This is a genomic window from Gandjariella thermophila, assembly GCF_005405885.1.
Lineage (GTDB): Bacteria > Actinomycetota > Actinomycetes > Mycobacteriales > Pseudonocardiaceae > Gandjariella > Gandjariella thermophila.
Genome location: NZ_BJFL01000003.1, coordinates 84,046 through 109,505, shown reverse-complemented (window position 1 = coordinate 109,505; position 25,460 = coordinate 84,046). Strand labels below are relative to the sequence as shown.

18 protein-coding genes and 1 pseudogene are annotated in these 25,460 nt (G+C 75.0%); 17 read left to right on the top strand and 2 right to left on the bottom strand.

Features of this window, described 5'->3' with window-relative positions; translation table 11 throughout:
* Positions 1–65 precede the first annotated feature (65 nt).
* The 13 genes and pseudogenes from icmB (at position 66) to FFT21_RS04315 (ending at position 16,035) form a co-directional block, all read left to right on the top strand.
* The gene (icmB, locus tag FFT21_RS04370) at positions 66–473 is read left to right on the top strand and encodes a coenzyme B12-dependent isobutyryl CoA mutase small subunit (protein WP_137812443.1); all 408 of its coding nucleotides are present in this window, start codon (positions 66–68) and stop codon (positions 471–473) included.
* A gap of 388 nt (positions 474–861) precedes the next feature.
* Positions 862–2,031, top strand: coding sequence for an ADP-forming succinate--CoA ligase subunit beta (sucC, locus tag FFT21_RS04365; protein WP_137812442.1), 1,170 nt, complete (start codon positions 862–864; stop codon positions 2,029–2,031).
* Between the two features lie 5 nt (positions 2,032–2,036).
* Positions 2,037–2,927, top strand: a complete 891-nt coding sequence (gene sucD, locus FFT21_RS04360; protein WP_137812441.1) for a succinate--CoA ligase subunit alpha — start codon at positions 2,037–2,039, stop codon at positions 2,925–2,927.
* 202 nt (positions 2,928–3,129) lie between these two features.
* Positions 3,130–3,936, top strand: a complete 807-nt coding sequence (locus FFT21_RS04355; RefSeq protein ID WP_192909384.1) for a DUF5336 domain-containing protein — start codon at positions 3,130–3,132, stop codon at positions 3,934–3,936.
* 115 nt (positions 3,937–4,051) lie between these two features.
* Positions 4,052–5,491 (top strand): cell division protein PerM, encoded by a 1,440-nt coding sequence (locus FFT21_RS04350; RefSeq protein WP_137812440.1) that lies wholly within the window; start codon positions 4,052–4,054, stop codon positions 5,489–5,491.
* A gap of 110 nt (positions 5,492–5,601) precedes the next feature.
* On the top strand, positions 5,602–6,264 hold the full coding sequence (gene purN / locus FFT21_RS04345) for a phosphoribosylglycinamide formyltransferase (protein ID WP_137812439.1): 663 nt from the start codon (positions 5,602–5,604) through the stop codon (positions 6,262–6,264).
* Positions 6,265–6,269: 5 nt separating this feature from the next.
* Positions 6,270–7,886 (top strand): bifunctional phosphoribosylaminoimidazolecarboxamide formyltransferase/IMP cyclohydrolase, encoded by a 1,617-nt coding sequence (purH, locus tag FFT21_RS04340; RefSeq protein WP_137812692.1) that lies wholly within the window; start codon positions 6,270–6,272, stop codon positions 7,884–7,886.
* Between the two features lie 215 nt (positions 7,887–8,101).
* Positions 8,102–8,704: a superoxide dismutase family protein gene (locus FFT21_RS04335; RefSeq protein ID WP_225978087.1), complete on the top strand. Its 603-nt coding sequence runs from the start codon at positions 8,102–8,104 to the stop codon at positions 8,702–8,704.
* 352 nt (positions 8,705–9,056) lie between these two features.
* Positions 9,057–9,686, top strand: a pseudogene (gene imuA' / locus FFT21_RS30895) (DnaE2-dependent mutagenesis accessory factor ImuA'); the annotation flags it as partial.
* Positions 9,687–10,236: 550 nt separating this feature from the next.
* The gene (locus FFT21_RS04325; RefSeq protein ID WP_225978086.1) at positions 10,237–11,853 is read left to right on the top strand and encodes a DNA polymerase Y family protein; all 1,617 of its coding nucleotides are present in this window, start codon (positions 10,237–10,239) and stop codon (positions 11,851–11,853) included.
* Positions 11,854–11,912: 59 nt separating this feature from the next.
* Entirely contained in the window at positions 11,913–12,044 is a 132-nt protein-coding gene (locus tag FFT21_RS30230) for a hypothetical protein (protein ID WP_264081624.1), read from the top strand.
* Positions 12,045–12,046: 2 nt separating this feature from the next.
* Positions 12,047–15,556, top strand: a complete 3,510-nt coding sequence (locus FFT21_RS04320) for an error-prone DNA polymerase (RefSeq protein ID WP_137812437.1) — start codon at positions 12,047–12,049, stop codon at positions 15,554–15,556.
* Complete coding sequence (locus FFT21_RS04315; protein ID WP_307722898.1) at positions 15,511–16,035, top strand: pentapeptide repeat-containing protein; 525 nt, start codon at positions 15,511–15,513, stop codon at positions 16,033–16,035. The genes FFT21_RS04320 and FFT21_RS04315 overlap by 46 nt, the downstream gene beginning before the upstream one ends.
* A 74-nt stretch (positions 16,036–16,109) precedes the next feature.
* On the opposite strand, the gene FFT21_RS29545 is transcribed toward FFT21_RS04315, so the two are convergent.
* Together FFT21_RS29545 and FFT21_RS29540 are read right to left on the bottom strand one after the other, a co-directional pair.
* Positions 16,110–19,646, bottom strand: coding sequence for a glycohydrolase toxin TNT-related protein (locus tag FFT21_RS29545; protein ID WP_225978085.1), 3,537 nt, complete (start codon positions 19,644–19,646; stop codon positions 16,110–16,112).
* 46 nt (positions 19,647–19,692) lie between these two features.
* Complete coding sequence (locus FFT21_RS29540) at positions 19,693–21,726, bottom strand: TNT domain-containing protein (protein ID WP_225978084.1); 2,034 nt, start codon at positions 21,724–21,726, stop codon at positions 19,693–19,695.
* Between the two features lie 176 nt (positions 21,727–21,902).
* Between FFT21_RS29540 and FFT21_RS04300 the strand changes: the two genes are divergently transcribed.
* Genes FFT21_RS04300 through FFT21_RS04285 form a run of 4 tightly spaced genes read left to right on the top strand, consistent with a single transcriptional unit; the run spans position 21,903 to position 25,393 of the window.
* Entirely contained in the window at positions 21,903–23,201 is a 1,299-nt protein-coding gene (locus tag FFT21_RS04300; RefSeq protein WP_225978083.1) for an MFS transporter, read from the top strand.
* Positions 23,198–24,196, top strand: a complete 999-nt coding sequence (locus FFT21_RS04295; RefSeq protein WP_137812435.1) for a DMT family transporter — start codon at positions 23,198–23,200, stop codon at positions 24,194–24,196. Before FFT21_RS04300 ends, FFT21_RS04295 begins: the two co-directional genes overlap by 4 nt.
* Positions 24,197–24,209: 13 nt before the next feature.
* Complete coding sequence (locus FFT21_RS04290) at positions 24,210–25,070, top strand: bifunctional methylenetetrahydrofolate dehydrogenase/methenyltetrahydrofolate cyclohydrolase (RefSeq protein WP_137812434.1); 861 nt, start codon at positions 24,210–24,212, stop codon at positions 25,068–25,070.
* Positions 25,067–25,393 carry a DUF3017 domain-containing protein gene (locus tag FFT21_RS04285; RefSeq protein ID WP_137812433.1) on the top strand — a complete coding sequence of 109 codons (327 nt, stop codon included), beginning with the start codon at positions 25,067–25,069 and terminating at the stop codon, positions 25,391–25,393. Before FFT21_RS04290 ends, FFT21_RS04285 begins: the two co-directional genes overlap by 4 nt.
* Positions 25,394–25,460: the final 67 nt, after the last annotated feature.

Here is a 25,460-nt window from a genome sequence, read left to right as displayed (position 1 = left end):
GATTCGGCGCTGTGGGTGCCGCGGCTTGAGACGTGCACACGTTCTCGCGGAGGAGTGAGGTAACCATGAGCGGCCGGATCCGCGTCGTCGTGGCCAAGCCGGGGCTGGACGGGCACGACCGGGGTGCCAAGGTGGTGGCGCGCGCCCTGCGTGACGCCGGCATGGAGGTGGTCTACACCGGCCTGCACCAGACGCCCGAGCAGATCGTGGAGACCGCGCTGCAGGAGGACGCCGACGCGGTCGGCCTGTCCGTCCTCTCCGGTGCGCACATGACCCTGTTCGCCAAGGTGGTCGACCTGCTGAAGGAGAAGAACGCCGAGGACGTCGTGGTGTTCGGCGGCGGGATCATCCCCGAGGAGGACATCCCGCAACTCGAGCGGCTCGGTGTGGCGAAGGTGTTCACCCCCGGCGCGACCACCCACGAGATCGTCGAATGGGTCCGCGCCCACGTCGCCCAGCCCGCCGGCGCCTGAGGCGGTGCCGGCCCGCCGGCGCGGGCGGGGCCGCGCCGGACTGGCTGACGACAGGCAAGCCTCGCTGACCTGGGGTGACCGACCTCACGGCGCCCGGTGACGGACCTCACCGAGTGCGGTGCCCCGACCTCCGCCGCTGGTCGATAGGGTCTGCGCGAGCCTTGTCCGGTGTGGTCCCCGCCGGAACGGCCGGCGTGCCAGGTGGCTTTCTGGCGAGGTCAAGGCGGGATCCGAGGGGCCATGCCGGCGCCCGCGGTCGGGGCTGGAGCCGGCGACGGCCGGCACGCCGCCCGACGGGGCAGCCAGGCGCCACCCGGGACGCCGGAGTACCAGGCGGGCCACCTGGACACGAGCCACCAGTCCGACACCGACGTCGCAGGAGAGTCGAGTGGACCTGTACGAGTACCAGGCGAAGGAGCTCTTCGCCGCCCACGGCGTCCCGGTGTTGCCGGGCACCGTGGCGACCACCCCCGAAGAGGCGCGGGCCGCCGCCGAGAAACTCGGCCAGACCGTGGTGGTCAAGGCCCAGGTGAAGACCGGAGGCCGGGGCAAGGCCGGTGGCGTGAAGCTGGCCGAGAACCCGGACGAGACCCGGGCCAAGGCCGAGGCCATCCTCGGCATGGACATCAAGGGCCACACCGTGCACCGGGTGCTGGTCACCACGGCGTCCGACATCGCCGAGGAGTACTACTTCTCCTTCCTCCTCGACCGCGCCAACCGGACCTTCCTGGCCATGGCCTCGGTGGAGGGCGGCATGGAGATCGAGGAGGTCGCCGCCACCAAGCCCGAGGCGCTGGCCAAGGTGCCGATCGACCCGCTGGCTGGTGTGGATCTGGCCAAGGCCAAGGAGATCGTGGCCGCCGCGAAGTTCCCGGCGGAGGTCGCCGAGGCGGTGGCCGAGGTGATCGTCAAGCTGTGGGATGTCTTCGTCGGCGAGGACGCCACGCTGGTCGAGGTCAACCCGCTGGTGCGGGACCCGGAGAACAAGATCGTCGCGCTGGACGGCAAGGTCACCCTGGACGACAACGCGCGCTTCCGCCACCCGGGCCACGCCGACCTGGTGGACGAGCGGGCCGAGGACCCGCTGGAGGCGAGGGCCAAGGCCAAGGACCTGAACTACGTCAAGCTGGACGGGCAGGTCGGCATTATCGGCAACGGCGCCGGCCTGGTGATGTCCACTCTGGACGTGGTGGCCTACGCCGGGGAGAAGCACGGTGGCGTCAAGCCGGCCAACTTCCTGGACATCGGCGGCGGCGCGTCCGCCGAGGTGATGGCCAACGGGCTGGAGATCATCCTGTCCGACCCGGACGTGCGCAGTGTGTTCGTGAACGTCTTCGGTGGTATCACCGCGTGTGACGCGGTGGCCAACGGCATCGTCCAGGCGCTGGGCATCCTGGGTGGCGAGGCGACCAAGCCGCTGGTCGTCCGGCTGGACGGGAACAACGTCGAGGAAGGTCGGCGCATCCTCGCCGAGGCGAACCACCCGCTGGTGACCGTGGTGGACACGATGGACAACGCGGCCGACAAGGCCGCCGAGCTCGCTGCTGCGGGAGTGTGACGGCAATGGCCATCTTCCTCAACGAGAACAGCAAGGTCATTGTCCAGGGCATGACCGGCTCCGAGGGCACCAAGCACACCAAGCGGATGCTCAAGGCCGGCACGAACATCGTCGGCGGAGTCAACCCGCGCAAGGCCGGCCAGAAGGTCGACTTCGACGGCAACGTGCTGCCGGTGTTCGCCACCGTGTCCGAGGCGATGGAGGCCACCGGCGCCGACGTCACGGTGATCTTCGTGCCGCCGAAGTTCGCCAAGGCCGCGGTGTTCGAGGCCATCGACGCCGGCATCGGACTGGCCGTGGTGATCACCGAGGGCATCCCGGTGCACGACTCGGCGGCGTTCTGGGCGCACGCCGTGGCGGGCGGCAACAAGACCAGGATCGTCGGGCCAAACTGCCCCGGCGTGATCAGCCCAGGCAAGTCGAACGCGGGCATCATCCCGGCCGACATCACCGGGCCCGGAAAGATCGGCCTGGTGTCGAAGTCCGGCACGCTGACCTACCAGATGATGTACGAGCTGCGCGACTTCGGCTTCTCGAGCTGCGTCGGCATCGGTGGCGACCCGGTCATCGGCACCACGCACATCGACGCGCTGCAGGCATTCCAGGACGACCCGGAGACCGCGGCCGTGGTGATGATCGGCGAGATCGGCGGCGACGCCGAGGAGCGGGCGGCCGAGTACATCAAGGCCAACATCACCAAGCCGGTGGTCGGCTACGTGGCCGGCTTCACCGCGCCGGAGGGCAAGACGATGGGGCACGCCGGCGCGATCGTGTCCGGCTCCTCGGGTACCGCGGCGGCGAAGAAGGAGGCGCTGGAGGCGGCCGGCGTGAAGGTGGGCAAGACACCCAGCGAGACCGCCGCGTTGATGCGCGAGATCATGAAGTCCCTCGGCTGAGGCCGAGTCCGCCGGGCTTCCCGCGGGGGCCGGGTGCCGCCACGGGCGGTGCCCGGCCCCCCCGTCGTGGGCCGCGGCTTTCGGGCCACGGGGTGCGGGAACCTTCGGTGGGTCATGCTCGTCGGTAAAGTCAGGGCCGATGAGCTTCGGCTGCTTGTCTTGTCGACCGTGACAGCTCCCTCGCGGAGGAGGAGACCTCACCATGTCCGTGCCCATCGGCGCGCCCCAGCAACGGCCAGGCGGTCCGGCCCCGTCCCCCGACCCGGAGTCGAAACTTGGCCTCGCCGTGGCCGGATTGGGGTTGGTGAGTTATTTCTGCTCCTTCGCCGGCGAGGCCAGCCCGTTGAGCTTCGAGGTGCTCATCCTGCTCACCGCGGGGCTGCTCGGCGCCCTGCCCGCGGTGCCCAAGCTGGCCACGCCCGCCATGCTGACGCCGGTGGTGGCGGTGCTCAGCGCGGTCGGGGCGCTGGGCGTGCTGCGCACGGTGGTGGCGAGTTCCGGCTCGTTGCCTGCGATCGTGCTGGTCATTCTCGCGGTCGGGGTGCTGCAGATGGTCGCCGCGGTGACCGCGCTGCTCGCCCAGGTCGGACTGATCAACATGCAGCCGAAGCCGGCCGCGCCGTACCCGGCGCCGCCCGCCTGGGGCGGCCCCGGTTCCGGCGGGTTCCCGCAGCCGGGCCAGTACGGTCCGCAGCCCGGCGGGTACGGCCAGCCGGTGCCGCCGGCGCAGTACGGCCAGGGGCAGCCGGGTCAGCCGGCACAGCAGACCGCGTTCATGTCCCAGCCGGGGCAGTTCTCCGGTGGCTTCGGCCAGCCGGGCCAGTTCGGTCAGGCCGGGCAGGGCGGCCAGAGCGGTCAGCCGGGCCAGGGTCAGGGCGGCTCGGGTCAGGGCGGCTCGGGGCAGGGCCAGACCGGTCAGCAGCCGCAGCAGGGCCAGTCCGGCCAGGGCCAGCAGAGCCAGCAGCCCGGTACGCCGCCCGGCGGGTTCGGGGCGCAGAACCAGGGCTGAACCGGCTCATCCGGATGGCCGGCGGCCACCCGTCCCACCCCGATCGCGGTAACGGTGCCGGACCGGCCGGCGTGGCTGGCCGCCCGCTGCCGCGCCGGGCTGTCACAGTGGGCCCGTGTCCGTGCTGCCGCCGCAGCCGCACGGGGTTGTCGATCCCGTCCGGCCGTCCGGGCTCTCCCGGGAGATGAGAGCGAGGGTGCTGGCGTTCGCCGCGGCCGGTCCGCTGGTCGCGGGGTATGCCGCGGTCGCGGCGTTGCTGGCGCTGGTCACCGCGATCTCCTCGGGTGCGACGTTCTCCACCGCGGGCGCGCTGTTCGGCGCGGTGCCGGGCTGGCTCGCCGCGTACCACGTGCCGCTCACCCTCTCCGGCGGCGAGTTGGGAGTGCTGCCGCTGCTGCCGACCGCGCTGGTGATGCTGCTGGTGGCGCAGGTGTCCTCGGCCGCGGCCGACCGGCTGGACCTGGTGGAGCCGGCGGACGCCCGGCAGGTGGTGCTCACCGTCACCGCGGCGCACGCCACGTTCGGCGCGGCGCTCGCGGCGCTGCTGCCGGCCGGCCCGGTGGCGGCGTCCCCGGTGGTGGCGTTCTTCGGTTGCGGCGCGGTCGCCGGGGTGGCGGCCACGCTGGGCGTGTCCCGGCGGTGCGGGCTGGCCGAGGTGCTGCTCGGCCGGTTGGACGGGGTGGCCCGGCGCGGCCTGCGGTTCGGCGTCATGGGGTTGGCCGCGCTGGTCGGCTGCGCGGCGGGGCTGCTGCTGCTCGGCATGGTGCGGTCCTCGGCGGCGATGAGCGACCTGTTCGCCCGGGTCGGCCCCGAGCCGGGCAACGGCGTCGGCATGCTGCTGCTGTGCGTGGGCTACCTGCCGAACGCGGTGGTGGGCGCGCTGAGCTACCTGCTCGGCCCCGGCTTCTCCATCGGGTCGGTGGTGGCCAGTCCGCTGCACGTGGTGGGCGGCGCGCTGCCGGACGTGCCGCTGCTCGCCGCGTTGCCCCGGCAGCACTCGGCCTCGTCGGCGCTGGTGCTCGCTCTGCCCGCGGCGGTGGGCGGGCTGGTCGGCTGGCGGTGCCGGCGGTTGGCCCGCGGCCCGCTGGCCAGGTGCCGTGCCGTGGCGATCGCCGCCGCCGTGGTGGCCGCCGGCACCTTCATGCTGGCCGCGGTGACCGGAGGCCGGCTGGGCGCCGGCCCGTTCGACCCGGTGAGCCTGCCGGCCGGGCTGCTCGCCCTGGTCGCCTTCGGCTGGGTCGGCGTGCCGGGTGGCCTGGTGACCGTCCTCGCCGGTCCCCGGTCGCGGCGCCGCGCCCGCGCGACACGGCACCGGGAACCGGCCGCACCGGAGGAACTGGTGCTGGACGAGTCCGCGGTGGAGGACGCCCTGGCCGCAGCCGACCGGGCCGGCGCCGAATCCTCGGCGACGGACGATGCCGCGGAGCGCGCCGCGAGCCAACCCGAGCCGGACGCCGAGCCGAATGCCGGGCCGGATGCCGGACCGGATGCCGGGAGCGGGGCCGACGTGGCGGTGGAGGCGGACGGCGGCGAGGAAGCGAACCGGCCGGGCTGATGCCGATGCCGCCGCAGGCGGCGAAGTCGCTGGCCGGACCTGGCGCGGAAGATCGACAGGCCACCGCTTAGGCTGGCCATTGTCCCGCGACCAGGCGCCGCCAGGAGATCATGCTGAATCCCGCCGCATCCGATGCCCCGCAGGACACCCATCGGCTCCGCGTTCCGGTGCCGGCCAGGGTCGTCGTGCTCGTGTCGGGCTCGGGCACGCTGCTCGCGGCCCTGCTGGACGCCGCGGCCGACCCGGACTACCCGGCCGACGTGGTCGCGGTGGGCGCCGACCGCGGCGACATCGAGGGGCTGAAGCGGGCCGAGCGGGCCGGAGTGCCCACATTCGTGGTGCGGCTGCGGGACCACGCCGACCGCGCCGCGTGGGACGTGGCGCTGACCGACGCCGTCGCGAAGCATCGGCCGGACCTGGTGGTCTCCGCCGGGTTCATGAAGATCCTCGGCCCCACCTTCCTGGCCGCCTTCGGGGGCCGGGTGGTCAACACGCACCCCGCGCTGCTGCCCGCGTTTCCCGGCGCGCATGCGGTGGCCGACGCGCTCGCCTACGGCGTGCAGGTCACCGGGAGCACCGTGCACCTGGTGGACGACGGCGTGGACACCGGGCCGATCGTGGCCCAGGAAGCCGTTCTCGTCGAGCCCGGCGACGACGAGAGCAGCCTGCACGAGCGGATCAAGGTGGTGGAGCGGCGGCTGCTGGTCGACGTGGTTGCCCGGCTGGCGCGCGAGGGCTGCACCGTGAACGGACGGAAGGTGAGCATCCCGTGACCGCTGTGCCCGATTCGACGACGACCTCGGCGCCCTCCGCCGCCGGCGAGCGGCGGCCGGTGCGCCGAGCCTTGATCGGGGTGTCCGACAAGACCGGCCTGCTGGAGTTGGCCACCGGCCTGCACGCGGCCGGTGTGGAGATCGTCTCCACCGGGGGCACCGCCCGCGCGCTCGCCGACGCGGGTGTCCCGGTGACCCCGGTGGAGGAGGTCACCGGCTTCCCCGAGTGCCTGGACGGCCGGGTGAAGACGCTGCACCCCCGGGTGCACGCCGGCCTGCTCGCGGACACCCGCCGGGCGGAGCACGTCGAGCAGTTGCGGCAACTCGGCATCGCCGGGTTCGACCTGCTGGTGGTGAACCTCTACCCGTTCACCAGCACCGTGGCCTCCGGCGCGGGACCCGACGAGTGCGTCGAGCAGATCGACATCGGCGGTCCGGCGATGGTCCGGGCCGCGGCCAAGAACCACGCGAGCGTGGCCGTCGTGGTCGACCCGGCGCGCTACGAGTGGCTGCTGGAGCAGGTGTGCGCCGGCGGGTTCACCCTGGCCGACCGGCGGCGGCTGGCCGCGGACGCCTTCCGGCACACCGCCTCCTACGACGTGGCGGTGGCGTCCTGGATGGGCAGCGTGCTCGCCCCGGACGACGAGGGCTCCGGCTTTCCCGGCTGGATCGGCGCCGCCTGGCGGCGCGGCAGGGTGCTGCGCTACGGCGAGAACCCGCACCAGCGGGCCGCGCTGTTCACCGCGGGCGCCGCCGAGCAGGCCGGCGGGCTGGCCGGTGCGAAGCAGTTGCACGGCAAGGAGATGTCGTACAACAACTACGTGGACGCCGACGCCGCGCTGCGCGCCGCGTACGACCACGACGCGCCCTGCGTGGCGATCATCAAGCACGCCAACCCGTGCGGCATCGCGGTGTCCCGTGTGGACGGTCCGGCGGCGATCGCGGACGCGCACCGCAAGGCACACGCGTGCGACCCGGTGAGCGCGTTCGGCGGCGTGATCGCGGCGAATCGCGAGGTCACCGTCGAGATGGCCGAGCAGGTCGCCGAGGTGTTCACCGAGGTGGTTGTCGCACCGTCCTATGCGGACGGTGCGCTGGAGGTGCTTTCCCGCAAGAAGAACGTGCGGCTGCTGGTGGCCGAGCCGAGGCCGCGCGGGGGCATGGAGACCAGGGCGATCTCCGGCGGGCTGCTGGTGCAGACCGCGGATGCCGTCGACGCGGACGGCGACGACCCGGCGAAGTGGACCCTGGCCTGCGGCAAGGCGGTGGACCCGCAGACCCTGGCCGACCTGGCGTTCGCCTGGCGGTCCTGCCGGGCGGTGAAGTCGAACGCGATCCTGCTGGCCGACGACGAGGCCACGGTCGGCGTGGGAATGGGCCAGGTGAACCGGGTCGACGCGGCTCGGCTGGCGGTGTCCCGCGCCGGCGACCGGGCGCGCGGCTCGGTGGCCGCCTCGGACGCGTTCTTCCCGTTCCCGGACGGGTTGCAGGTGCTGCTGGACGCGGGTGTGCGCGCCGTGGTGCAGCCCGGTGGTTCGGTGCGGGACGCCGAGGTGATCGCCGCGGCGGAGACCGCCGGCATTCCGCTCTACCTCACCGGCACCCGCCACTTCGCGCACTGACGGCCCGTTCCACGAACCGCACCGTTGGTGATCGTGGGAACGTGATCGCGGCGCGCGTTCGGAACTGGCCACCGCCGTCCCACCATGCGGTGACGAGGTCCGCTATCCCCGACTGGCCGGTTGTGCGGCGGAGCCGGAGCCCGCAGGCTGATGGCGAGGGTGGCGGGCTCGGGACCCGGGGGAAGGGGATGACGGTGCGCACGCTCGCTGGTCTGGTGGGTGTGGTTCTGGCGGCATGCGCCGTCGCGGGCTGCGGCTCGCGCGGCGGAGCCCCACCCGGTGGCTCGATCCCGGTCTCGCCCGGGGCGTCGAGCCCGGCGCCCACCAGTGGTGCCGGCGTCGCGCGGGCGTCGGGGGCGTTCGCCGTCTACTCCGCGCAGAACACCGCCACGGCGATCACCTACGACCGGGCGCAGGTGCCCGCCGGCGCCACGGCCACGGTGACCAGCACGCCCGCCGGCCAGGGCACCCAGGTCGAGTTGCAGGTGGCGGGCCTGCTGCCGAACCACGCCTACGGCGCGCACGTGCATACCAGGCGGTGCGGTGCCACGGGTGAGGACGCGGGTCCGCACTACCAGAACAGGAACGACCCGCACCAGCCCTCCACCGACCCGGCCTATGCCAATCCGCAGAACGAGGTGTGGCTGGACTTCACCACCAACGCCCAGGGCGCGGCGGACGTGAAGACCACCGTGCCGTGGAGGTTCCGCGCGGACGGCGCCCACTCCGTGGTCATCCACCAGACCCACACGATGACCGGGCCCGGCCAGGCCGGCGTGGCCGGCGCTCGGCTGGCCTGCGTCACGGTGCCCTTCTGAGCCTGCCCGGGCGCTCGTGCCGGTGGAACTCGCCGGACGTGCCGCCGGTCTGGCCGAGTGGTGGCGGCATCACCGCAGGTGAGAGCCGTGATCGTGGGGCGAGACACGGCGTGGGAAACAGTTGACACGGTCGCGAGGCGGCCCGCTATGATGACTCCATAGTTCGAACGTGTGTTCGAACTATGGAGTGGCCGGCGTCGGGGGCTGGCCGCTCCGGCCGCCGGCTTCCCCACGGCGGTTCGTTGCGGGCATCCGCCGAGGTGCCGCGCCGAGGCGTTCCCTCACCGGAGGGCCGTCGGCGTCCACTGCGGCGGCGAGTACGCACGACGTCGGTGTGGGGAGGAGAGTCGGGTTGTCCGGGTCCGCTGTGGCGTCGTTGACGTCGCTGGCCGCGCGTGAGGGTGTGGGCGCGGCCAGCGGGGTGGCCACGGCCGCCCAGGCTCGGGCCGCCGGGCGGGTGCTGCCGGTGCCGGCGGAGCTGGCGGGGCTGCTGCCGTGGGGCGGCCTGCGGCGGGGCAGCACGGTGCCGGTGCGCGGGTCGACGTCGCTGCTGCTCGCGTTGCTGGCCACGGCGACGGCGGAGGGTTCGTGGGCGGCCGTGGTGGGCGTTCCCGATCTCGGGTTGCTTGCCGCCCGAGAGTTCGGGGTCGCGGTGCACCGGCTCGCCCTGGTCCCTCGGCCGGGCGCCGAGTTCCCCTCGGTGGTGGCCGCGTTGCTGGACGGGGTCGACCTGGTCGCGGCGGCCCCGCCCGGCAACGCCGCCCTGCCCGAGAGAGGGGTTCCGGCCGGGGAGGGCGGGCCGGCCGAGGCGGTCCGGCCGCTCTCTCCGATCTCGGCCGAGCGCCGCGACGCCGCAGGCTCCGGCGCCGGCGGCGCGTTCGATTCCCGGATGGCGCGGCGGCTGTCCGCGCGGGCCCGCCAGCGCGGTGCCGTACTGCTTCCACTCGGCCCCTGGCCGGCCCCGGACGTGGAGCTGATCTGCACGGATGGCCGGTGGTCCGGGATGGGTGCGGGGCACGGTTTCCTGCGCAGGCGGCGGGTGCGGGTGCTGTCCCGGGGGCGCGGTGTGGCGGCCCGGCCGAGGCGGGCGGACGTGCTGCTGCCCGCCGAGGGCGGCGCGCTCGGGCCGGCCGAGGCCGGCATCCTCGGCGCCACCGAAGTGTCCACTGTAGACGCCGAGCATCAGTCTCGAGTGGACGGTCAGATCCACCGCGCAGTCTCCGCGGCCACCCGCGACCTGGTCGCCGCCGGGATGCTCGTCGAGGGGCCGGACGGCGACGCGACCCGGCTCCGGGCAACCCATGCCGACCGCCCGGCCCCGGCGCGGCCGCGCTCGATCGCGCGCGAACTCGCGGGGAGAACCGCATGATCACGCCGAGTCGCGGTAGTCAGGGGGACCACAGGGCGCGCTGGGGCTGTCAGGCCCCGCGATCGGGGCGGCAGGGCGTTTTTCTGGCGGGGTTGTTTTGTGCGGGTGCGGGGTGCCCCGGCGGCGCGATCGCGGCTGCGCGCGAACTCGCGGAGAAGACAGCATGACCGCGCGCATGCTCGTGGTGTGGTGCCCGGACTGGCCGGTGGTCGCCGCGGCCAGGGCGGCTGGCCTGCCTCCGGACGTGCCGGCCGCCGTGCTGGCCGCGAACCGGGTGGTGGTCTGCTCGGGGGTGGCCAGGGCCGAGGGGGTGCGGCGCGGCCTGCGGCGGCGGGAGGCGCAGGGCCGCTGCCCCGAACTGGTGGTGTTCGCCGACGATCCGGTGCGGGACGCGCGGGCGTTCGAACCGGTCGCGGTGGCCGTGGAGCAGCTCGCGCCCGGGGTGGAGGTGGTGCGTCCCGGCGTGGTCGCGGTGCCCGCGCGGGGCCCGGCCGGCTACTTCGGCGGTGCCGAGGCGGCCGCGGAGCGGATCGTCGACCACGTCGGCGCGGTGGCCGGGGTGGAATGCCAGGTCGGCGTGGCCGACGGCCTGTTCGCCGCCGGGCAGGCGGCGCGCCGGGGCCTGGTCGTGCCGGCGGGCGGCAGCGCGGCGTTCCTCGCCCCACTGGACGTCGGCACCCTGGAGGCGGCGGCCGAGCACGGCGGGCGCGCCGCCCGGAGCCGGGCCGCCCTGGTCGACCTGCTGCGCCGGCTCGGCCTGCACACCCTCGGCGCGTTCGCCGCGCTGCCCGAGCGGGATGTGGCCTCCCGCTTCGGCGCCGCAGCGGTGCTGGCCCACCGGCTGGCCCGCGGACTCGAGGAACGGCCCCCGGCGCGGCGCCGGCCGGCCGTGGAACTGCTCGTCACCGAGACGCTCGACCCGCCGGTGGACCGGGTGGACGCGGCCGCGTTCGCCGCGCGGGCGCTCGCCGAGCGCCTGCACGCGGGGCTCGCCGAGCGCGGCCTGGCCTGCACCCGGCTGGGCATCCGGGCCACCACCGAGCGCGGCGAGGAACTCCGCCGGGTGTGGCGATGTGCCGAACCGCTCACCCCGGCCGGCATCGCCGACCGGGTGCGCTGGCAACTCGACGGCTGGCTGCGCGGCACGGCCGAGGAGCGGGCGCCCAGCGCGGCGATGAGCGTGCTGCGGCTGGACCCGGAGGAAGTGGTCGACGCGGGGGCACTGCAACTCGGGCTGTGGCGCGGCGACGGGGAGGATCCTGGAGCCGGCGCCGAGCGGGCCGGCAGGGCGTTCGTCCACGTGCAGGGTCTGCTCGGCCAGGACGCGGTGGTCACCGGCGTGCTCGGCGGCGGGCGGGGCCCGGCGGACCGGGTGCGCTGGGTGCCCTGGGGGGACGAGCGCGCCCCGGCACTGGACCCGGATCCGCCGTGGCCGGGGCGGCTGCCCGCGCCCTCCCCGTCGATCGTGCCCACCCGGCCGGCCTCCGCCGAGGTGCTGGACGCCGCCGGCGCGGACGTCGGGGTCACCGGCCGGCACGTGGTCACCGCCGCGCCGGAGCGGGTCTCGGTGGCCGGCGGGCCGGCCCGCCCGGTGCTCGGCTGGGCCGGCCCGTGGCCGGCGGTGGAGAGCTGGTGGGCGGCCGGGGAGAGGCGTAGGCGGGCCCGGATCCAGGTCCTGCTCGGCGCATCGGGGCAGCCGGATCGGGAAGAGCCGGGAGAGACGGCGTTGCTGCTGGTCCGTGAGGGCGGCCGGTGGCTGGTGGAAGGGGTGTACGACTGATGTCCAGTGGTTGGCCGCACGGAGCGCAGGGCGACCGCGGGCGCGAACCGTGGTCTGGCATGGGCTGGGTGCGGTACCGGGCCATGGTACGGGGCCGTCCGGAGTGGACGATGGATGACGTGTTCCTGGCCCTGCCGGAACCGGACCCGCGGGTGGTGGTCCCGCGGCAGCGGCGTTCCCCCGAGAACTGACCATGGGGTGGAACAACCCGCCGGTGACCTGGACCGAGCTGGAACGGGCGCTGTCCGGCCGGACCGGGCCGGGCGACGGCAACGACAGCCCGGCGTGGACCAGGCGGCGGGACCGGTACGTGGCACCACCGGGAGTGAGCCTGCCCGGTGTCACCGACCAGCCGGACGGTGATCCCCGGCAGCACTACGCCGAACTGCACTGCCACTCCAACTTCAGCTTCCTGGACGGCGCCAGCCATCCCGAGGAGCTGGTCGAGACGGCCGCGACGCTCGGCCTGGACGCCATCGCGATCACCGACCACGACGGCATGTACGGGGTGGTGCGGTTCGCCGAGGCGGCCGAGGAACTCGGCGTGCGCACCGTGTTCGGCGCCGAACTGAGTCTCGGGCTGACCGCGCCGCAGAACGGGGTGGCCGACCCGGAGGGCGACCACCTGCTCGTGCTCGCCCGCGACCCGGAGGGGTACCACCGGCTGTGCCGGGTGATCAGCAGGGCGCAGCTCGACGGTAAGGAGAAGGGCCGGCCGGTGTACGACCTGGAGCGCCTCGCCGCCGAGGCCGGCGGGCACTGGGCGGTGCTCACCGGGTGCCGCAAGGGCGCGGTGCGCCGGGCGCTGGCGGAGCGCGGCCCGCGGGCGGCGGTCGACGAGCTGCGCCGGCTGGTCGCCCTGTTCGGCGCCGAGCACGTCTTCGTGGAACTGGTCGACCACGGCCTCCCGGAGGACACCGACCGCAACGACCTGCTCGCCGGGATGGCCGGCGAGATGGGGCTGCCCACCGTGGCCACCAACGCGGTGCACTACGCCACCCCGCGGCGGGGCCGGCTGGCCGCGGCCATGGCGGCGATCCGGGCCCGGCGCAGCCTGGACGAGATGGCCGGCTGGCTGCCACCCGCGCCCGCCGCGCACCTGCGTTCCGGCGCGGAGATGGCGGAGCGGTTCGCCCGCTACCCCGGCGCGGTGCAGCGGGCCGCCGTGCTCGGCGTGCAGTGCTCCTTCGACCTGCGGCTGGTCGCCCCCGAACTGCCCCCGTTCGACGTGCCCGCGGGCCACACCGAGGACAGCTACCTGCGCGAGCTGACCTACCGCGGCGCGGCGCGCCGCTACGGCGCGTTCACCGAGAACCCGAGGGCCTACGCCCAGCTCGACCACGAGCTGCGGGTGATCGAGGAACTCGGTTTCCCCGGCTACTTCCTGGTGGTGCACGACATCGTCACGTTCTGCCGGAACAACGACATCCTCTGCCAGGGACGGGGATCGGCGGCGAACTCGGCGGTCTGCTACGCGCTGGGCATCACCAAGGTCGACGCGGTGCGCTGGGAGCTGCTGTTCGAGCGCTTCCTCGCGCCGGCCCGGGACGGCCCGCCGGACATCGACCTGGACATCGAGTCCGACCGGCGGGAGGAGGCCATCCAGTACGTCTACCGGAAGTACGGTCGGCAGAACGCCGCCCAGGTGGCCAACGTGATCACCTACCGGTCCCGGTCGGCGGTACGGGAGGCCGCCAAGGCGCTCGGCTACTCCCCGGGCCAGCAGGACGCCTGGAGCAGGCAGATCGACCGGTGGGGCCCGCTTGCGTCCACAATGGACCATCACGACCACGACATCCCGCCCGCCGTCATGGAGCTGGCCGGCGAGCTGGAGGGGTTCCCCCGGCACCTGGGCATTCACTCCGGCGGCATGGTGATCTGCGACCGGCCGGTGAGCGAGGTCTGCCCGGTGGAGTGGGCGCGGATGGCGGACCGCTCGGTGCTGCAGTGGGACAAGGACGACTGCGCCACCGTCGGCCTGGTCAAGTTCGACCTGCTCGGGCTGGGCATGCTCTCCGCGCTGCACTACGCCATCGACCTGGTTCGCGAGCATGAGGGCGTCGAGATCGACCTCGGCGAGCTCGACCTGACCGACCAGAAGGTGTACGAGATGCTCCAGCGGGCCGACTCGGTCGGCGTGTTCCAGGTGGAGAGCCGCGCGCAGATGGCCACCCTGCCCCGGCTGAAACCCAAGAAGTTCTACGACCTGGTGGTGGAGGTGGCGCTGATCCGCCCCGGTCCCATCCAGGGCGGCTCGGTGCACCCCTACATCCGCAGGCACAACCGCCAGGAGGACGTCAGCTACGAGCACGACCTGCTGAGACCGGCGCTGGAGAAGACGCTGGGCGTGCCGCTGTTCCAGGAGCAGCTCATGCAGATCGCGGTGGACGTGGCCGGGTTCAGCGCGGCCGAGGCGGACGAGTTGCGCCGTGCCATGGGCGCCAAGCGGTCCACCGCCCGGATGGAACGGCTGCGGGAGCGGTTCTACGCCGGCGCGGCGCGCAACGGGATCACCGGCGCGCTGGCCGAGCGGATCTACGCCAAGCTGCTGGCGTTCGCCAACTTCGGCTTCCCGGAGAGCCACGCGCTGAGCTTCGCGTACCTGGTGTTCGCCAGCGCCTACTTCAAGCGCTACCACCCGGCCGCGTTCTGTGCCGCGCTGCTGCGCGCCCAGCCGATGGGCTTCTACTCACCGCAGTCGCTGGTCGCCGACGCCCGCCGGCACGGGGTGGTGGTGCGCGGCCCGGACGTCAACGCCAGCCTGGCGCACGCCACCCTGGAACCCGTCGCCGAAGGCAACCCGGACCTGGCCGTGCGGATCGGGCTGGGCTCGGTGCGCACCATCGGGGACAAGCTCGCCGAGGCGCTGGTCGCCGAGCGGGAACGGAACGGGCCGTACCGCCGCCCGGCCGACCTGGCTCGCCGGGTGCGGCTGTCCACCGCGCAGGCCGAAGCGCTGGCCACCGCGGGCGCGCTGGGCTGCTTCGGGCTGGATCGTCGGGCGGCGCTGTGGGCCGCCGGCGCGGTGGCCGGCGAGCGGGAGGACCGGCTGCCCGGCACGGTGGTCGGCGCCGACGCGCCCGCGCTGCCCGGCATGGACGCCGTGGAGGTCGCGGTCGCCGACGTGTGGGCCACCGGGCTGTCCCCGGACAGCTTCCCCATCCAGTTCGTCCGGGAGCGGCTGGACGCGATGGGCGCGCTGCCCGCCGCCAGGTTGGCCGAGACGAAGAACGGCACCCGGGTACTGGTCGGCGGCGCGGTGACGCACCGGCAGCGGCCGGCCACCGCGGGCGGGGTCACCTTCCTCAACCTCGAGGACGAGACCGGCATGGTCAACGTGGTCTGCTCGGCCGGGCTGTGGGCCCGGTACCGCCGGGTGGCCCGGTCCAGCGGTGCGCTGCTCGTCCGCGGCGTGGTGGAGAACGCCGAGGGCGTGGTCAGCCTGGTCGCGGACCGGCTGCAACAGCTTCACCTGCGCATCCCGAGCCGCTCCCGCGACTTCCGGTTATGCCGTGGCAAGGTGACCGCGTGGACGAACTCGAGGCCCCGGACGGTGCCGTTCCGGGGGAGCCGATGGAATCGGAGGCGGCCGTCCCGGCCGAGGTCGGCGAGGACTACACGGACGCGGTACTGGCGGGGCGTCGCTGGGTGCGTCGGGTGTTCGAGCGCTGCACGTTCACCGACGCCGATCTGCGCGGCATAGAGATCCACGGCTGCACGTTCACCAACTGCGACTTCACCGGCGCCGACCTTGGCGAGTCGCGGCACGTGGCGAGCGCCTTCCGGTCCTGCACGTTCCACCGCACCGTGCTGGCCGGCAGCACCTTCGAGGCGTGCACGCTGCTCGGCTCGCTGTTCACCGAGTGCCGGCTGCGGCCGTGGACGCTACGGGACACCGACCTGACCCTGGTCGGCCTCGGCGCGGCCGACCTGCGTGGCGCGGACCTGCGCGGCCTGCGGCTGCGCGAGGCCAACCTGGTGGAGACCGACCTGCGCCGGGCGGACTTGCGGGAGACCGACCTGCGCGGCGCCCGGCTGCTGGCCGCCAGGCTGGAGGACGCCGACCTGCGCGGGGCACACCTGGACGCCGACGCCCTGGTCCAGGCCAGGCTGGCCGGCGCGCGGATCGATCTGGACACGGCGGTGGCCTTCGCCGCGGCGCACGGCCTACGGATCGACTAGGGAGCGTTCGACCAGGCCGCCACCGGGTGGGCGCACGCTGGTGGAGCCGGCGTCGGGCGAGATCGGCGGGTGGATCACTGGTGGTTGCCGACGCTGCCGTCCCACTCCACCTCGACCAGGCTGCCGTCGGCGAGCAGTTCCGCCACCGACTGCGGCAGCAGGTAGGCGGAGCCGCCGCCCGGCTGGTCGAACCACGGCACCGCGACGCCGTTCAGCACCTCGATCGGCCGCAGCAGCCGGTACACGTGGTACGGCCGGTTGACCCACTCCGGCACCAGGGACCGCTGCTCGAACGGTGTGTTCACCGCGTAGGTGAGGTTCCCGTCCGGGTCGCCGAAGCGGTCCAACTCGGTGCCCGGCCCCAGCTCCACCATCCGCTTGTGGCGGAACAGGGTCAGCGGCGGTTCGCCGGGCATCGGCTGGATCGGCCAGTTCCCGGTGCGCGGCGCGGTGTCCTCACGCTGCGCGGGCGCCGGCCCGGCCGACGCGGGTTCCTGCTGCCGGGCGGCCTGCTCCGGCCGCGCCGCCGGCACCGCTGGGGCGGCGGCCGGTACCGCCGAGGCGCTCCCGCCCGCCGGGGCGGCCGGTGGTACCGCCGCGGCGTTCCCCGCGGTGGCGGCGGGTGGCATCGCCGGCGCGGTGCCACCCGAGGTGGCCGGCGCCACCACCGGAGTGCTCGCCCCCGCGGCGCCCGGCGGTGCCGGCGGGACGGCAGGTCGCATCGCCGACGCGTTCCCTTCGGGTAGCGCGGCCGGCGGTCCGGCGGTGGTCGCGGAGGGCACGGCCGGCTGGGTGTTCTCCGGGCCGGTCGGTGGCGCCACGACCGGCTGCCGTTCCTGGTCGAAGCGTGGCTCGCCGGGACGGCGGTCGCTGCCCTCCGCGGCCGGGCGTGCGGTGCCGGACGCCGCGTCCCGCATGGGGTGGCCGGGCGGGTACAGCAGCTCCGGTGGCATGTCGGTGGCCGGTTCGGTTTCCACGGTCGGCGGCGCCGGCACGTCCTCGGTCTCCGGGCCGCCGGCCTCCGGCTCCTGGCGGTACGCCTGGTAGGCGGGCTCCGGTGCGGTGGCGTCCGGCGCGGCCACCGCGGCGGCGTGCTCGGCCCGCCCGCCTTCGGCGGCGTACCCGGGTGCAGCCTGGCCGTGCCCCGCCGGCGCAGGGTGCCCGACCTGCGCCGGGTACTCAGCCGCCGCCGGGTACTCAGCCGCCGCCGGGTACTCAGCCGGTGCTGAGTAGTCAGCCGGTGCCGGCTGGCCGCCCGGCGTCCCGTGGTCGGCGGAGTACCGCACCGGTTGGCCGGGCTCGATGTGTTCCGGGGCGTCTGTGCCCGCGTAACCGGGCTCGGCGCGTTGCTGGGTGTCCGTGCCCGGGTAGCCGGGCTGCCAGCCGTTCGTCGACGACTCAGCGGTGACGACCGCCTCGCCGGTGCCGTCGGCGTAGGGGTCCTGGGCCGCGCGCCCGCTCTGCGCCGGCTCGGAGCCTGGCTCATCGGGCTGGCGGGCGGCATCGTCGTGCTGGAACGGCTCGTCGTGCTGGTGGAAGTCCCGCGGGGCGGCGTCCACCGACCAGCCGTCGTCGGTGACCGCCTCGGCGAACGCGGCCGGCTGCGGCCGGTCGTGCTCGCCGCGGGCCGATTCCAGCACCAGCCGGCCGATCAGGTAGGCGGCCGCGTCGTCGAGGTCGCCGAAGCGCACCGGCTCGCCCGGGTTCCGGGCCGGCCGGGTGACCTGCCAGGCGTCCCCGTCGGGCACCAGGCTCCACGCCGCCGGGTCCAGCTCGCCGATCCGGTAGGTCGACGGCGGGAGGTCGTAGTCGCCGAGCAGGTCGCGGAGCGCGGCCAGCTCATCGTCCGGGCCGTCCGCCTGCGGCGCCGACCAGTCCCGGTGCTCGCCGCTCGACGGGCCGTTGCCGGCGAGGTCGTCACCGGCTTCCACCCGCCCGGCGTGCCCGGGTTCGGCGTGTCCCTCGTCCCCGCCCCGGCGATCGTCGTCGGCGCGGACCTGTTCCGGCTCGGCATGGGACTGCTGGTCCGGCTCGGCCGGGAGGGTGGTCTCCCGCGGCTGGTACCGCTGCTCCGGTTCCGCCGGGAACTCGTCCGGCTCGGCCCGGAACGCCTCGGGCTCGCCCTGGAACGGCTCCGGCTCGGCCCGGAACTGCCGCTCCGGTTCGGCGTGGTAGTCCTCGGGCTCGGTGCCGAACCGGCCGGGCTCGGCCGGTTCCGATTCTGCCGGGGGCTGATACGGCCGGAACAGGTCGATATCCTCGGAGACGTAGCGCACCGGCGGCTCCACCGGTTCCGCGGCCGCCGAGCCGGCCGGGGAGTGCGGGTAACTGGCCGGATCCCACCGTTGCGGGGTGTCCTCGTACCGCGCCGGCGCGGAGCGTTCTTCGTCGTAACGGTCCCGGTCCGGCTCGGACCGCGCCTGCTCCTCCGGGACGCCCGGGCCGGTCGGCCGGACCGGTTCCCCGGCCGCCGTCTTGGTGGCCTCCCCCGGGTCGACCCGGTCCACCGGCTCGGTGCCGGGCCCCGCCTGGGATTCGGCGTGGTCGTCCGGCGCGGGCCGGCCCGTCGGCGGTCGCTGCGCGGCCGGGCCCGGCGGCGGCACCATCGCGGTGGCCTCGCCCGGCGGCGTGCCGCCGGCTCCCGCGCCCCCGGGCGGCGGGGCGGCGGATGGTCCGGGCGGCGGGCCGGCGAAACCCGGCCGCGGCTGCTGCGGCGCCTGGGGTGGCTGGCCCGGTGGTTGCTCGCCGGGCGGTGGAAAGCCGCGCGGCGGCGTCGCCGGCCGGTCCAGCAGGGCGTTGGCCGCGCGCCGGGTCGGTTCGTCCACGTCCTGCGGCGGCTGGAAGCCGCGCGACCGGGCGTGCTCCACCAGCTCCGGCTCCGGCGGGACGCCGTAGCGGCGCAGGTAGTAGGGCACGGCCGCGGGCCACAGCCAGACGCCGTCGGTGTGGAAGGCCACAGGCACGGCCAGCGCGGAGTCCGGCGACAGCAGGTCCACGTCTAGGCCGCGGCCGCCGCGGACGAGCGGGGCGCGCTCCAGGTAGTTCAGCAGCGGCTCGAGATCGGGTTCCACGACGGGCAGCCGGTTCACCGTGGGCCGGCCGCCGGCGCCGGCACCGTCGAACACCCGGGCCGGGCGCAGCCGGGGGCCGGGCGGCATCGGCGGCGGACCTTCCGGCCGGGGCGGTCCCAGCCGCCGCTGCAACCACTCGGGCATGTTCTCCTCGGTGCGCGGGAAGAAGCGCAGCTCGTCCTGGTAGGCCTGGGGCGGCGGCGGCGACTGCCAGCGCGGCTCGTCGCGGTCGAAGTCAAGGTTGTAGCTGGACGGCCGGTCGAGCTGGTAGCGGGCGTTGAACCAGGTGCCGCGGCCGTCCCGGTACATGCCGGCGCGAAGTCTCGCGAACAGCGGCGCCACCTCCTGCGGCGGCGTCCAGCTCCGCCCCGGGCCCTCCGCCGACCGGACCTCGCCGGCCAGTTCGAAGTAGCGCCCGGTGGCGCGGTAGGCGACCAGGACCTGCTGCCACTCCTCGGGCGCGGAGCGCATCAGGGTCAGGCCGATCTGCTTCACGAGCGCGTCCTGCTCGATCGGAGTCATCGGCGTCGGCTGCGACACGCCTCCATCTTCGCCTGCTGGTTTCCCGTTCGACACAGCCGCCCTCTTACTGACCGGTTCGGACCTGCCCGTACGCGCTCACCGAGTACGGCTCGTCCGGCTCGGACAGGCTGCCCTCGGCGAGCAGCTCGGCCACGGAACGCGGTAGTAGATAACCGATTCCGCCGCCCGGCTGCCCGAACCACGGCACCGCGCGACCCGTGATCGCCGGTAGGGGACGGGTCAACCGGTAGACATGGTAGGGGCGACGGCGCCATTCCGCCGGCAGGGATCGGGCGGACCACTCGGTGCCGGCCGCGTAGGTCAGGTTGCCTTCCGGCTCGCCGAAGCGGTCCACCTCGGTACCGGCGGGCAGCTCCACCACCCGGCGGTCGCGGAACAGCGACAGCGGCGGCTCGCCCGGCAGCGGCTGGAACGGCCAGCGCCCGGCGGCCGCGAACCGGCCGCCGGGTTCGGTGAACCCGGCCAGCCGGGCTCGCCGGGCGGCGCGCTCGGCGGCCCGCTCGGTGTCGATCAGCAGCGTTCCGAGCAGGTACGTCGCGGCGCCGCGCACGTCGTCGAAGGCCACCGGCCGCTGGGCCGGCGAAGCGTCGATGAGGTACCTGGTGACCTGCCAGCCCCGGCCGTCCGGCCGGCGTTCCAGCACCTCCTGGTCGGGACCGGTGGGCCGGCCGATGCCGTACTCGTCGGGCAGTACGCCCAGCTCGTCCAGGCGCCGCCGCAGCAGGGTGAGCACCCGCCGCTCCGGCTCGGCGCAGCCGTCCGCGGCGGGTGGGCGGCCGGTCATGGCGAACACCGCGGCATCCCGGGCGGCGGTGGAGACCGCGGGCAGCCGGAAGCCGCGCGCGCGGGCGTGTTCCACCAGTTCGGTCTGCGGGGGCAGCCCGTGCCTGCGCAGGTGGTGCGGAACGGCGGCCGGCCACACCCAGGCCCCGTCGGTGTGGAACGCCCTGGGCACGTCCGCCACGCCGACCGGGCTCAGTGCGTCCTGGGCGAACCCGGGCGCGGTGAGCACGACGGGCGCCAGCTCCAGGTACTCCAGCAGCGGCCCGACCTCCTCCGGCGGCACCGGCGGCCGGCGGACAAAGGGCCGGCCGCTGGCGTCCACGCCGTCGAACACGCGCACCGGGCGCACCGGCGGAAGCACCGGCGGCGCGGCCGGCGGGCCCTCCCGCGGCGCCCGGTCCGGCACCGGGCGACCGGTCCGGCGCAGCAACCACTCCGGCGTCTGCTCCGGGGCCCGCGGGAACATCCGGAGCTCGTCGGCATACGCCCGCGCCGGCGGCGGGCTCGACCAGTTCGGTTCCCTGTCGGTGTCGAACTCGGCGGCGTACCGGGCGGGATGGCGGACGGTCAGCGACGCGGTGGTCCAGGTGCCGGCGTCCCGGCGGTACATCCCGGAGCGCAGGTCGACGAACAGTCGCCGGGCCTCCGGCGGCGGTGTCCACCACCGGGTGGCGCCGTCCACGGTGACCAGCTCGACCGGTAACTCCAGGTACCGGCCGACGGCGCGGCATTCCAGCCGAAGTTCCTGCCATTCCGCCGGGGCCGCCATCACCAGCAGCACGGCGATGCTGCGCAGCAGGTCGTCGCGTTCCCGCGGGCCGACCGACCCCGGCGCCCTGGGCGGCGGAGGCTCCCCGGCCACCTCCTCGATGGCCGCGATCAGCCATTCCGGCACCCGCTCGTTGACCCTCGGGTACTCGGTGAGGTCGCGTTCCAGGGCGGCGCTGGGTAGCGGCGGATCCCAGCGCGGGTCGTGCTCGTAGTTGTAGACCAGCGAGCAACGCGCCGGCGGCTCCATGCTGAACCGCGCGGAGAACCAGGCACCCTTGCCGGGCCGGTAGGTGAGCCTGCGCACCTCGGCCATGGCGTCGAACAGCGCGTCCGGCGGGTGCAGCGGCCAGGTCTCACCGTCCTCCGCCACCGCGGTGAGCGCCATGTCCTGCACGGTCGCGCAGGACCGGCAGACCAGGTCCAGCCGGCGCCACCCCTCGGGCGCCACCTCCAGCAGCGCCTCCCCGACACCCCGCAGCAACTCGTCCGCCCGGTCGAGTTGCCACTGCGGGAGGTCGGCCACGTTCCGGCCTCCTTTCTCGCGGGTGGCGCTGGGCCGCCTGGCTTCGCGGCCCGGGTCGAGGATGCGGTGGCATCGGGCGGTGCATGCAGTGTTGCGGACGGTCGCCCCGGCGGGGGATGAAACCCGGCCATTTCGCCAGCGCCGGCCCGGTTTTCCGGGTGTCCGGTGCCGGGCCCGTGTCGCAGAGTTGGGGGGTGCTCCGCCCGTACCGGCAGCTGGCCCGCATTCCGCACCTCCCGGCGTTGCTGGGTTGGTCTCTGCTCGGCCGGCTGCACGTCACGGGCACCGCGCTTGCGCTCTCCTTCCTGATCGCCGGCTGGACGGGGTCGTACACCCTGGCCGGGGTGGTCGGCGGGGCGCTGGCGCTGGGGCAGGGGCTCTCCGGGCCGTCCCGCGGCCGCTCCGCGGACCGCCGGTCCGCGCCGCGCCTGCTGGTGGCCACCGGCCTGCTCTACGGGGCCGGGCTGGCCATGCTCGGGGTGCTGCCCGCGCTGCTGCCCGCCGCCGCGTGGCCGGTGGAGCCGCTGCTCGCGCTGCTTACCGGGCTGGCCATGCCGCCGGTCAGCCAGGTGAGCCGGGCGGCGTGGCCGCGGCTGGCCAGTGGCGCGGCCCGGGAGTCGCTCTACGCGGTGGAGGCCACCCTGGTCGAGCTGGTCTTCGCCGCCGGGCCGGTGCTGATCTCGGTCACCGTCGCGCTGGCCGGTGCCACCGCGGCCACGGCGCTGTGCGGCGGCTTCGCGGTACTCGGCGCGCTGGGCTTCGCCGGCGTGTTGCGCCGCGCCGGGCTGGCGCGCCCGGTCGGCGCCGGCGAGGTGGCCGGACCGCGACCCGGGCGGCGCCGGTCCGTGCTGCTGATCCGCGGGGTGCTGGCCGCGGTGGCGGTGTCGATGTTCCTGATCGCCGCGCTGGAGGCGGTGGACATGGTCGTGGTGGCCTGGGCACGGGACCGCGGCACGCCCGCCACAGCCGGTGTGCTCGGCGCGGCGTGGGCGCTGGGTTCCGCGGCGGGCGGGCTGATCGCCGGGGGTCTGGGCGGCACTCCCCGGCTGCCGCTGCGCGCCGCGGGCACCGCACTCGGCGTGCTCGCCCTGGTGCCGGTGCTGCCGCCGGTGTCGCCGGCGTCGTCACCGTGGCTGCTCGGCGTGGTACTGGCGGTGGGCGGGATGGCCATCTCCCCGGCGCTGGCCGCCAACAACTCCCGGCTGAGCGCGCTCGCCCCCGAGGGGCGGCGGGCCGAGGTGTTCGGCTGGGTGACCACCGCGATCACGGCGGGGCCGACGTTCGCCGCGCCGCTGGCTGGGTGGCTGCTGGACCGGGCCGGGGCGGCCGCGTCGGCCGGCGGCGCGGCCGTGCTGGCCGTCGCGGCGACGCTGTGCGCGCTCGCCGTTCCCGGCCGACATGATGTGACTAAGGTCACCGTAAGCGGTAATGATGGGGTAAGCGCTTGTGCGGTGGGCGAGGATCGGCACACGTGACCTCGACGCGCACCGGCGGGACCGCCGACACCGTGCCCGAAACCACCACCGCGGCGCAGCGCACCCTCGGCGCCGGACTGGCCTTCCTCGGCGGGGTCAGCCTGGCCGTACAGTCCCGGCTCAACGGCCAACTCGCCGGGCAGATCGGCGACGGCGTGGTCACCGCACTCATCTCGTTCGGCGGCGGGCTGCTGCTGCTCGCGCTGGTCGTGCCGGCGGTGCCGCCCGGGCGGCGGGGGCTGCGCCGGCTGCGCGGCGCGCTGCGCGGCGGCGGGCTGCGCTGGTGGCAGACCCTCGGCGGGGCGTGCGGGGCGTACCTGGTGGCCACCCAGGGCCTGACCGTCGGCGTGCTCGGCGTCGCCGTGTTCACCGTCGCGGTGGTCGCCGGCCAGGTGGTCAGCGGGCTGCTGGTGGACGGCCTCGGCCTCGGACCCACCGGGCCGCAGCCGGTCACCGCGACCCGGGTGGCCGGGGCGGTGCTCGCCGTGGTCGCGGTGGTCGTCTCGGTGGCCGGCGGGCTCGGCGGCTCCAGAGGCCTGTGGCTGGCCGTGCTGCCGGCGCTGGCCGGTATCGGCACGGCGTGGCAGCAGGCGGTCAACGGGCGGGTGCGCGGCGCCTCCGGCAACGCGTTCGTCGCCGCCCTAGTCAACTTCTCCGTGGGGACGGCGGCCCTGCTGCTCGCCGTCGCGGTGGACGTGCCGCTGCGCGGCCGGCCGGCGGTGACCTCCGCGCCGTGGTGGCTCTACCTGGGTGGGCTGCTGGGCATCGTGGTCATCGCCACCGCGGCCGCCGCGGTCCGCTACGTGGGCGTGCTGGTGGTCGGGCTGTGCTCGGTGGCCGGGCTGCTGGTCGGCGCGGTGCTGCTGGATCTGGTGGTGCCCGCGCCGGGGCGGCACCTCGCGGTGACCACCCTTGTCGGCGCGGCGATCATCCTCGTCGCGGTCGCCGTGGCGACGGTGCCGTCCCGCCGTGCGCCGAACGGGCGCCGGTTCTGAGAGGATGGCGTGCGTGACCGCGACGATCCTGGACGGCAAGGCCACCCGCGACGCGATCTTCGACGACCTGCGCGAGCGGGTCGGCAGGCTCACCGAGCGTGGCGTGACGCTGGGGCTCGGCACCGTGCTGGTCGGCGACGATCCTGGCTCGCACGCTTACGTGCGCGGCAAGCACAACGCCTGCGCCAAGATCGGCATCACCTCGATCCGCCGCGACCTCCCGGCGGACGCCACGCAGGCGCAGGTGGAGGCGGTGATCGATGAGCTGAACGCGGACCCGCAATGCACCGGATACATCATCCAGTTGCCGCTGCCCGAGCAGTTGGACGCGGGTGCGCTGCTGGAGCGGATCGACCCGGCCAAGGACGCCGACGGGCTGCACCCGGTGAGCCTGGGCAAGCTGGTGCTCGGCGAGCCGGGACCGCTGCCGGCCACTCCGCGCGGCATCGTCACCCTGCTCCGCCGCTTTGGCGTGACCATCGAGGGCGCGAACGTCACGGTCGTCGGCCGCGGGGTCACGGTGGGCCGGCCGATCGGGCTGCTGCTCACCCGGCGCAGCGAGAACGCCACCGTCACGCTGTGCCACACCGGGACCAAGGACCTGGCCGCCGAGGTGCGCCGGGCGGACATCGTGGTGGCCGCCGCCGGGCGCGCCGGCCTGATCACCCCGGACATGGTCAAGCCGGGCGCGGCCGTGCTGGACGTCGGCATCACCCGCACCGACCAGGGACTGGTCGGCGACGTGCACCCGGACGTCCGCGAGGTGGCCGGGTTCCTCGCGCCCATCCCCGGCGGCGTCGGCCCGATGACCGTAGCGATGCTGCTCACCAACGTCGTGGAGGCCGCCGAGCGGGCGGCCGGGATCAGCCCATGACGGTCCAGACCCGCCCGTCCCAGGCGGCGGAAGGCCGGTCCCGGCGCTGGCGCCGGCCGGCCATCGTGCACCTGCCCTTCGGGCTGGTCGCCGCGTTCGCCGTGGCCGGGCTGGTGCGGATCGTGCAGTACCACTGGCGGCAGGGCGCGGTGCTGCTCGGCGTGGCACTGGTGGTCGCGGCCGCGCTGCGGCTGGTGCTCTCCGACGAGCGGGCCGGGCTGATCGTGATCCGCAGCCGCCCGGTGGACGCGCTGCTGTACTCGGGCCTGGGCGCCGCGGTGCTGTTCATCGCGCTGACCATCACCGGCGGCCCGTTCGGCTGATCGCCCGCGGGCCGCCCGGACCGGTGACCCCATGGGATTGGGGTGCGCCGTCCCGCGGGAAAGGAAC

Bases quoted from the DNA above. Each gene is read 5' to 3' on its own strand.
- icmB (WP_137812443.1), top strand. From the start codon at position 66: ATGAGCGGCCGGATCCGCGTCGTCGTGGCCAAGCCGGGGCTGGACGGG.
- sucD (WP_137812441.1), top strand. From the start codon at position 2,037: ATGGCCATCTTCCTCAACGAGAACAGCAAGGTCATTGTCCAGGGCATG.
- FFT21_RS04355 (WP_192909384.1), top strand. From the start codon at position 3,130: ATGTCCGTGCCCATCGGCGCGCCCCAGCAACGGCCAGGCGGTCCGGCC.
- purN (WP_137812439.1), top strand. From the start codon at position 5,602: ATGCTGAATCCCGCCGCATCCGATGCCCCGCAGGACACCCATCGGCTC.
- FFT21_RS04325 (WP_225978086.1), top strand. From the start codon at position 10,237: ATGACCGCGCGCATGCTCGTGGTGTGGTGCCCGGACTGGCCGGTGGTC.
- FFT21_RS30230 (WP_264081624.1), top strand. From the start codon at position 11,913: ATGGGCTGGGTGCGGTACCGGGCCATGGTACGGGGCCGTCCGGAGTGG.
- FFT21_RS04320 (WP_137812437.1), top strand. From the start codon at position 12,047: ATGGGGTGGAACAACCCGCCGGTGACCTGGACCGAGCTGGAACGGGCG.
- FFT21_RS04285 (WP_137812433.1), top strand. From the start codon at position 25,067: ATGACGGTCCAGACCCGCCCGTCCCAGGCGGCGGAAGGCCGGTCCCGG.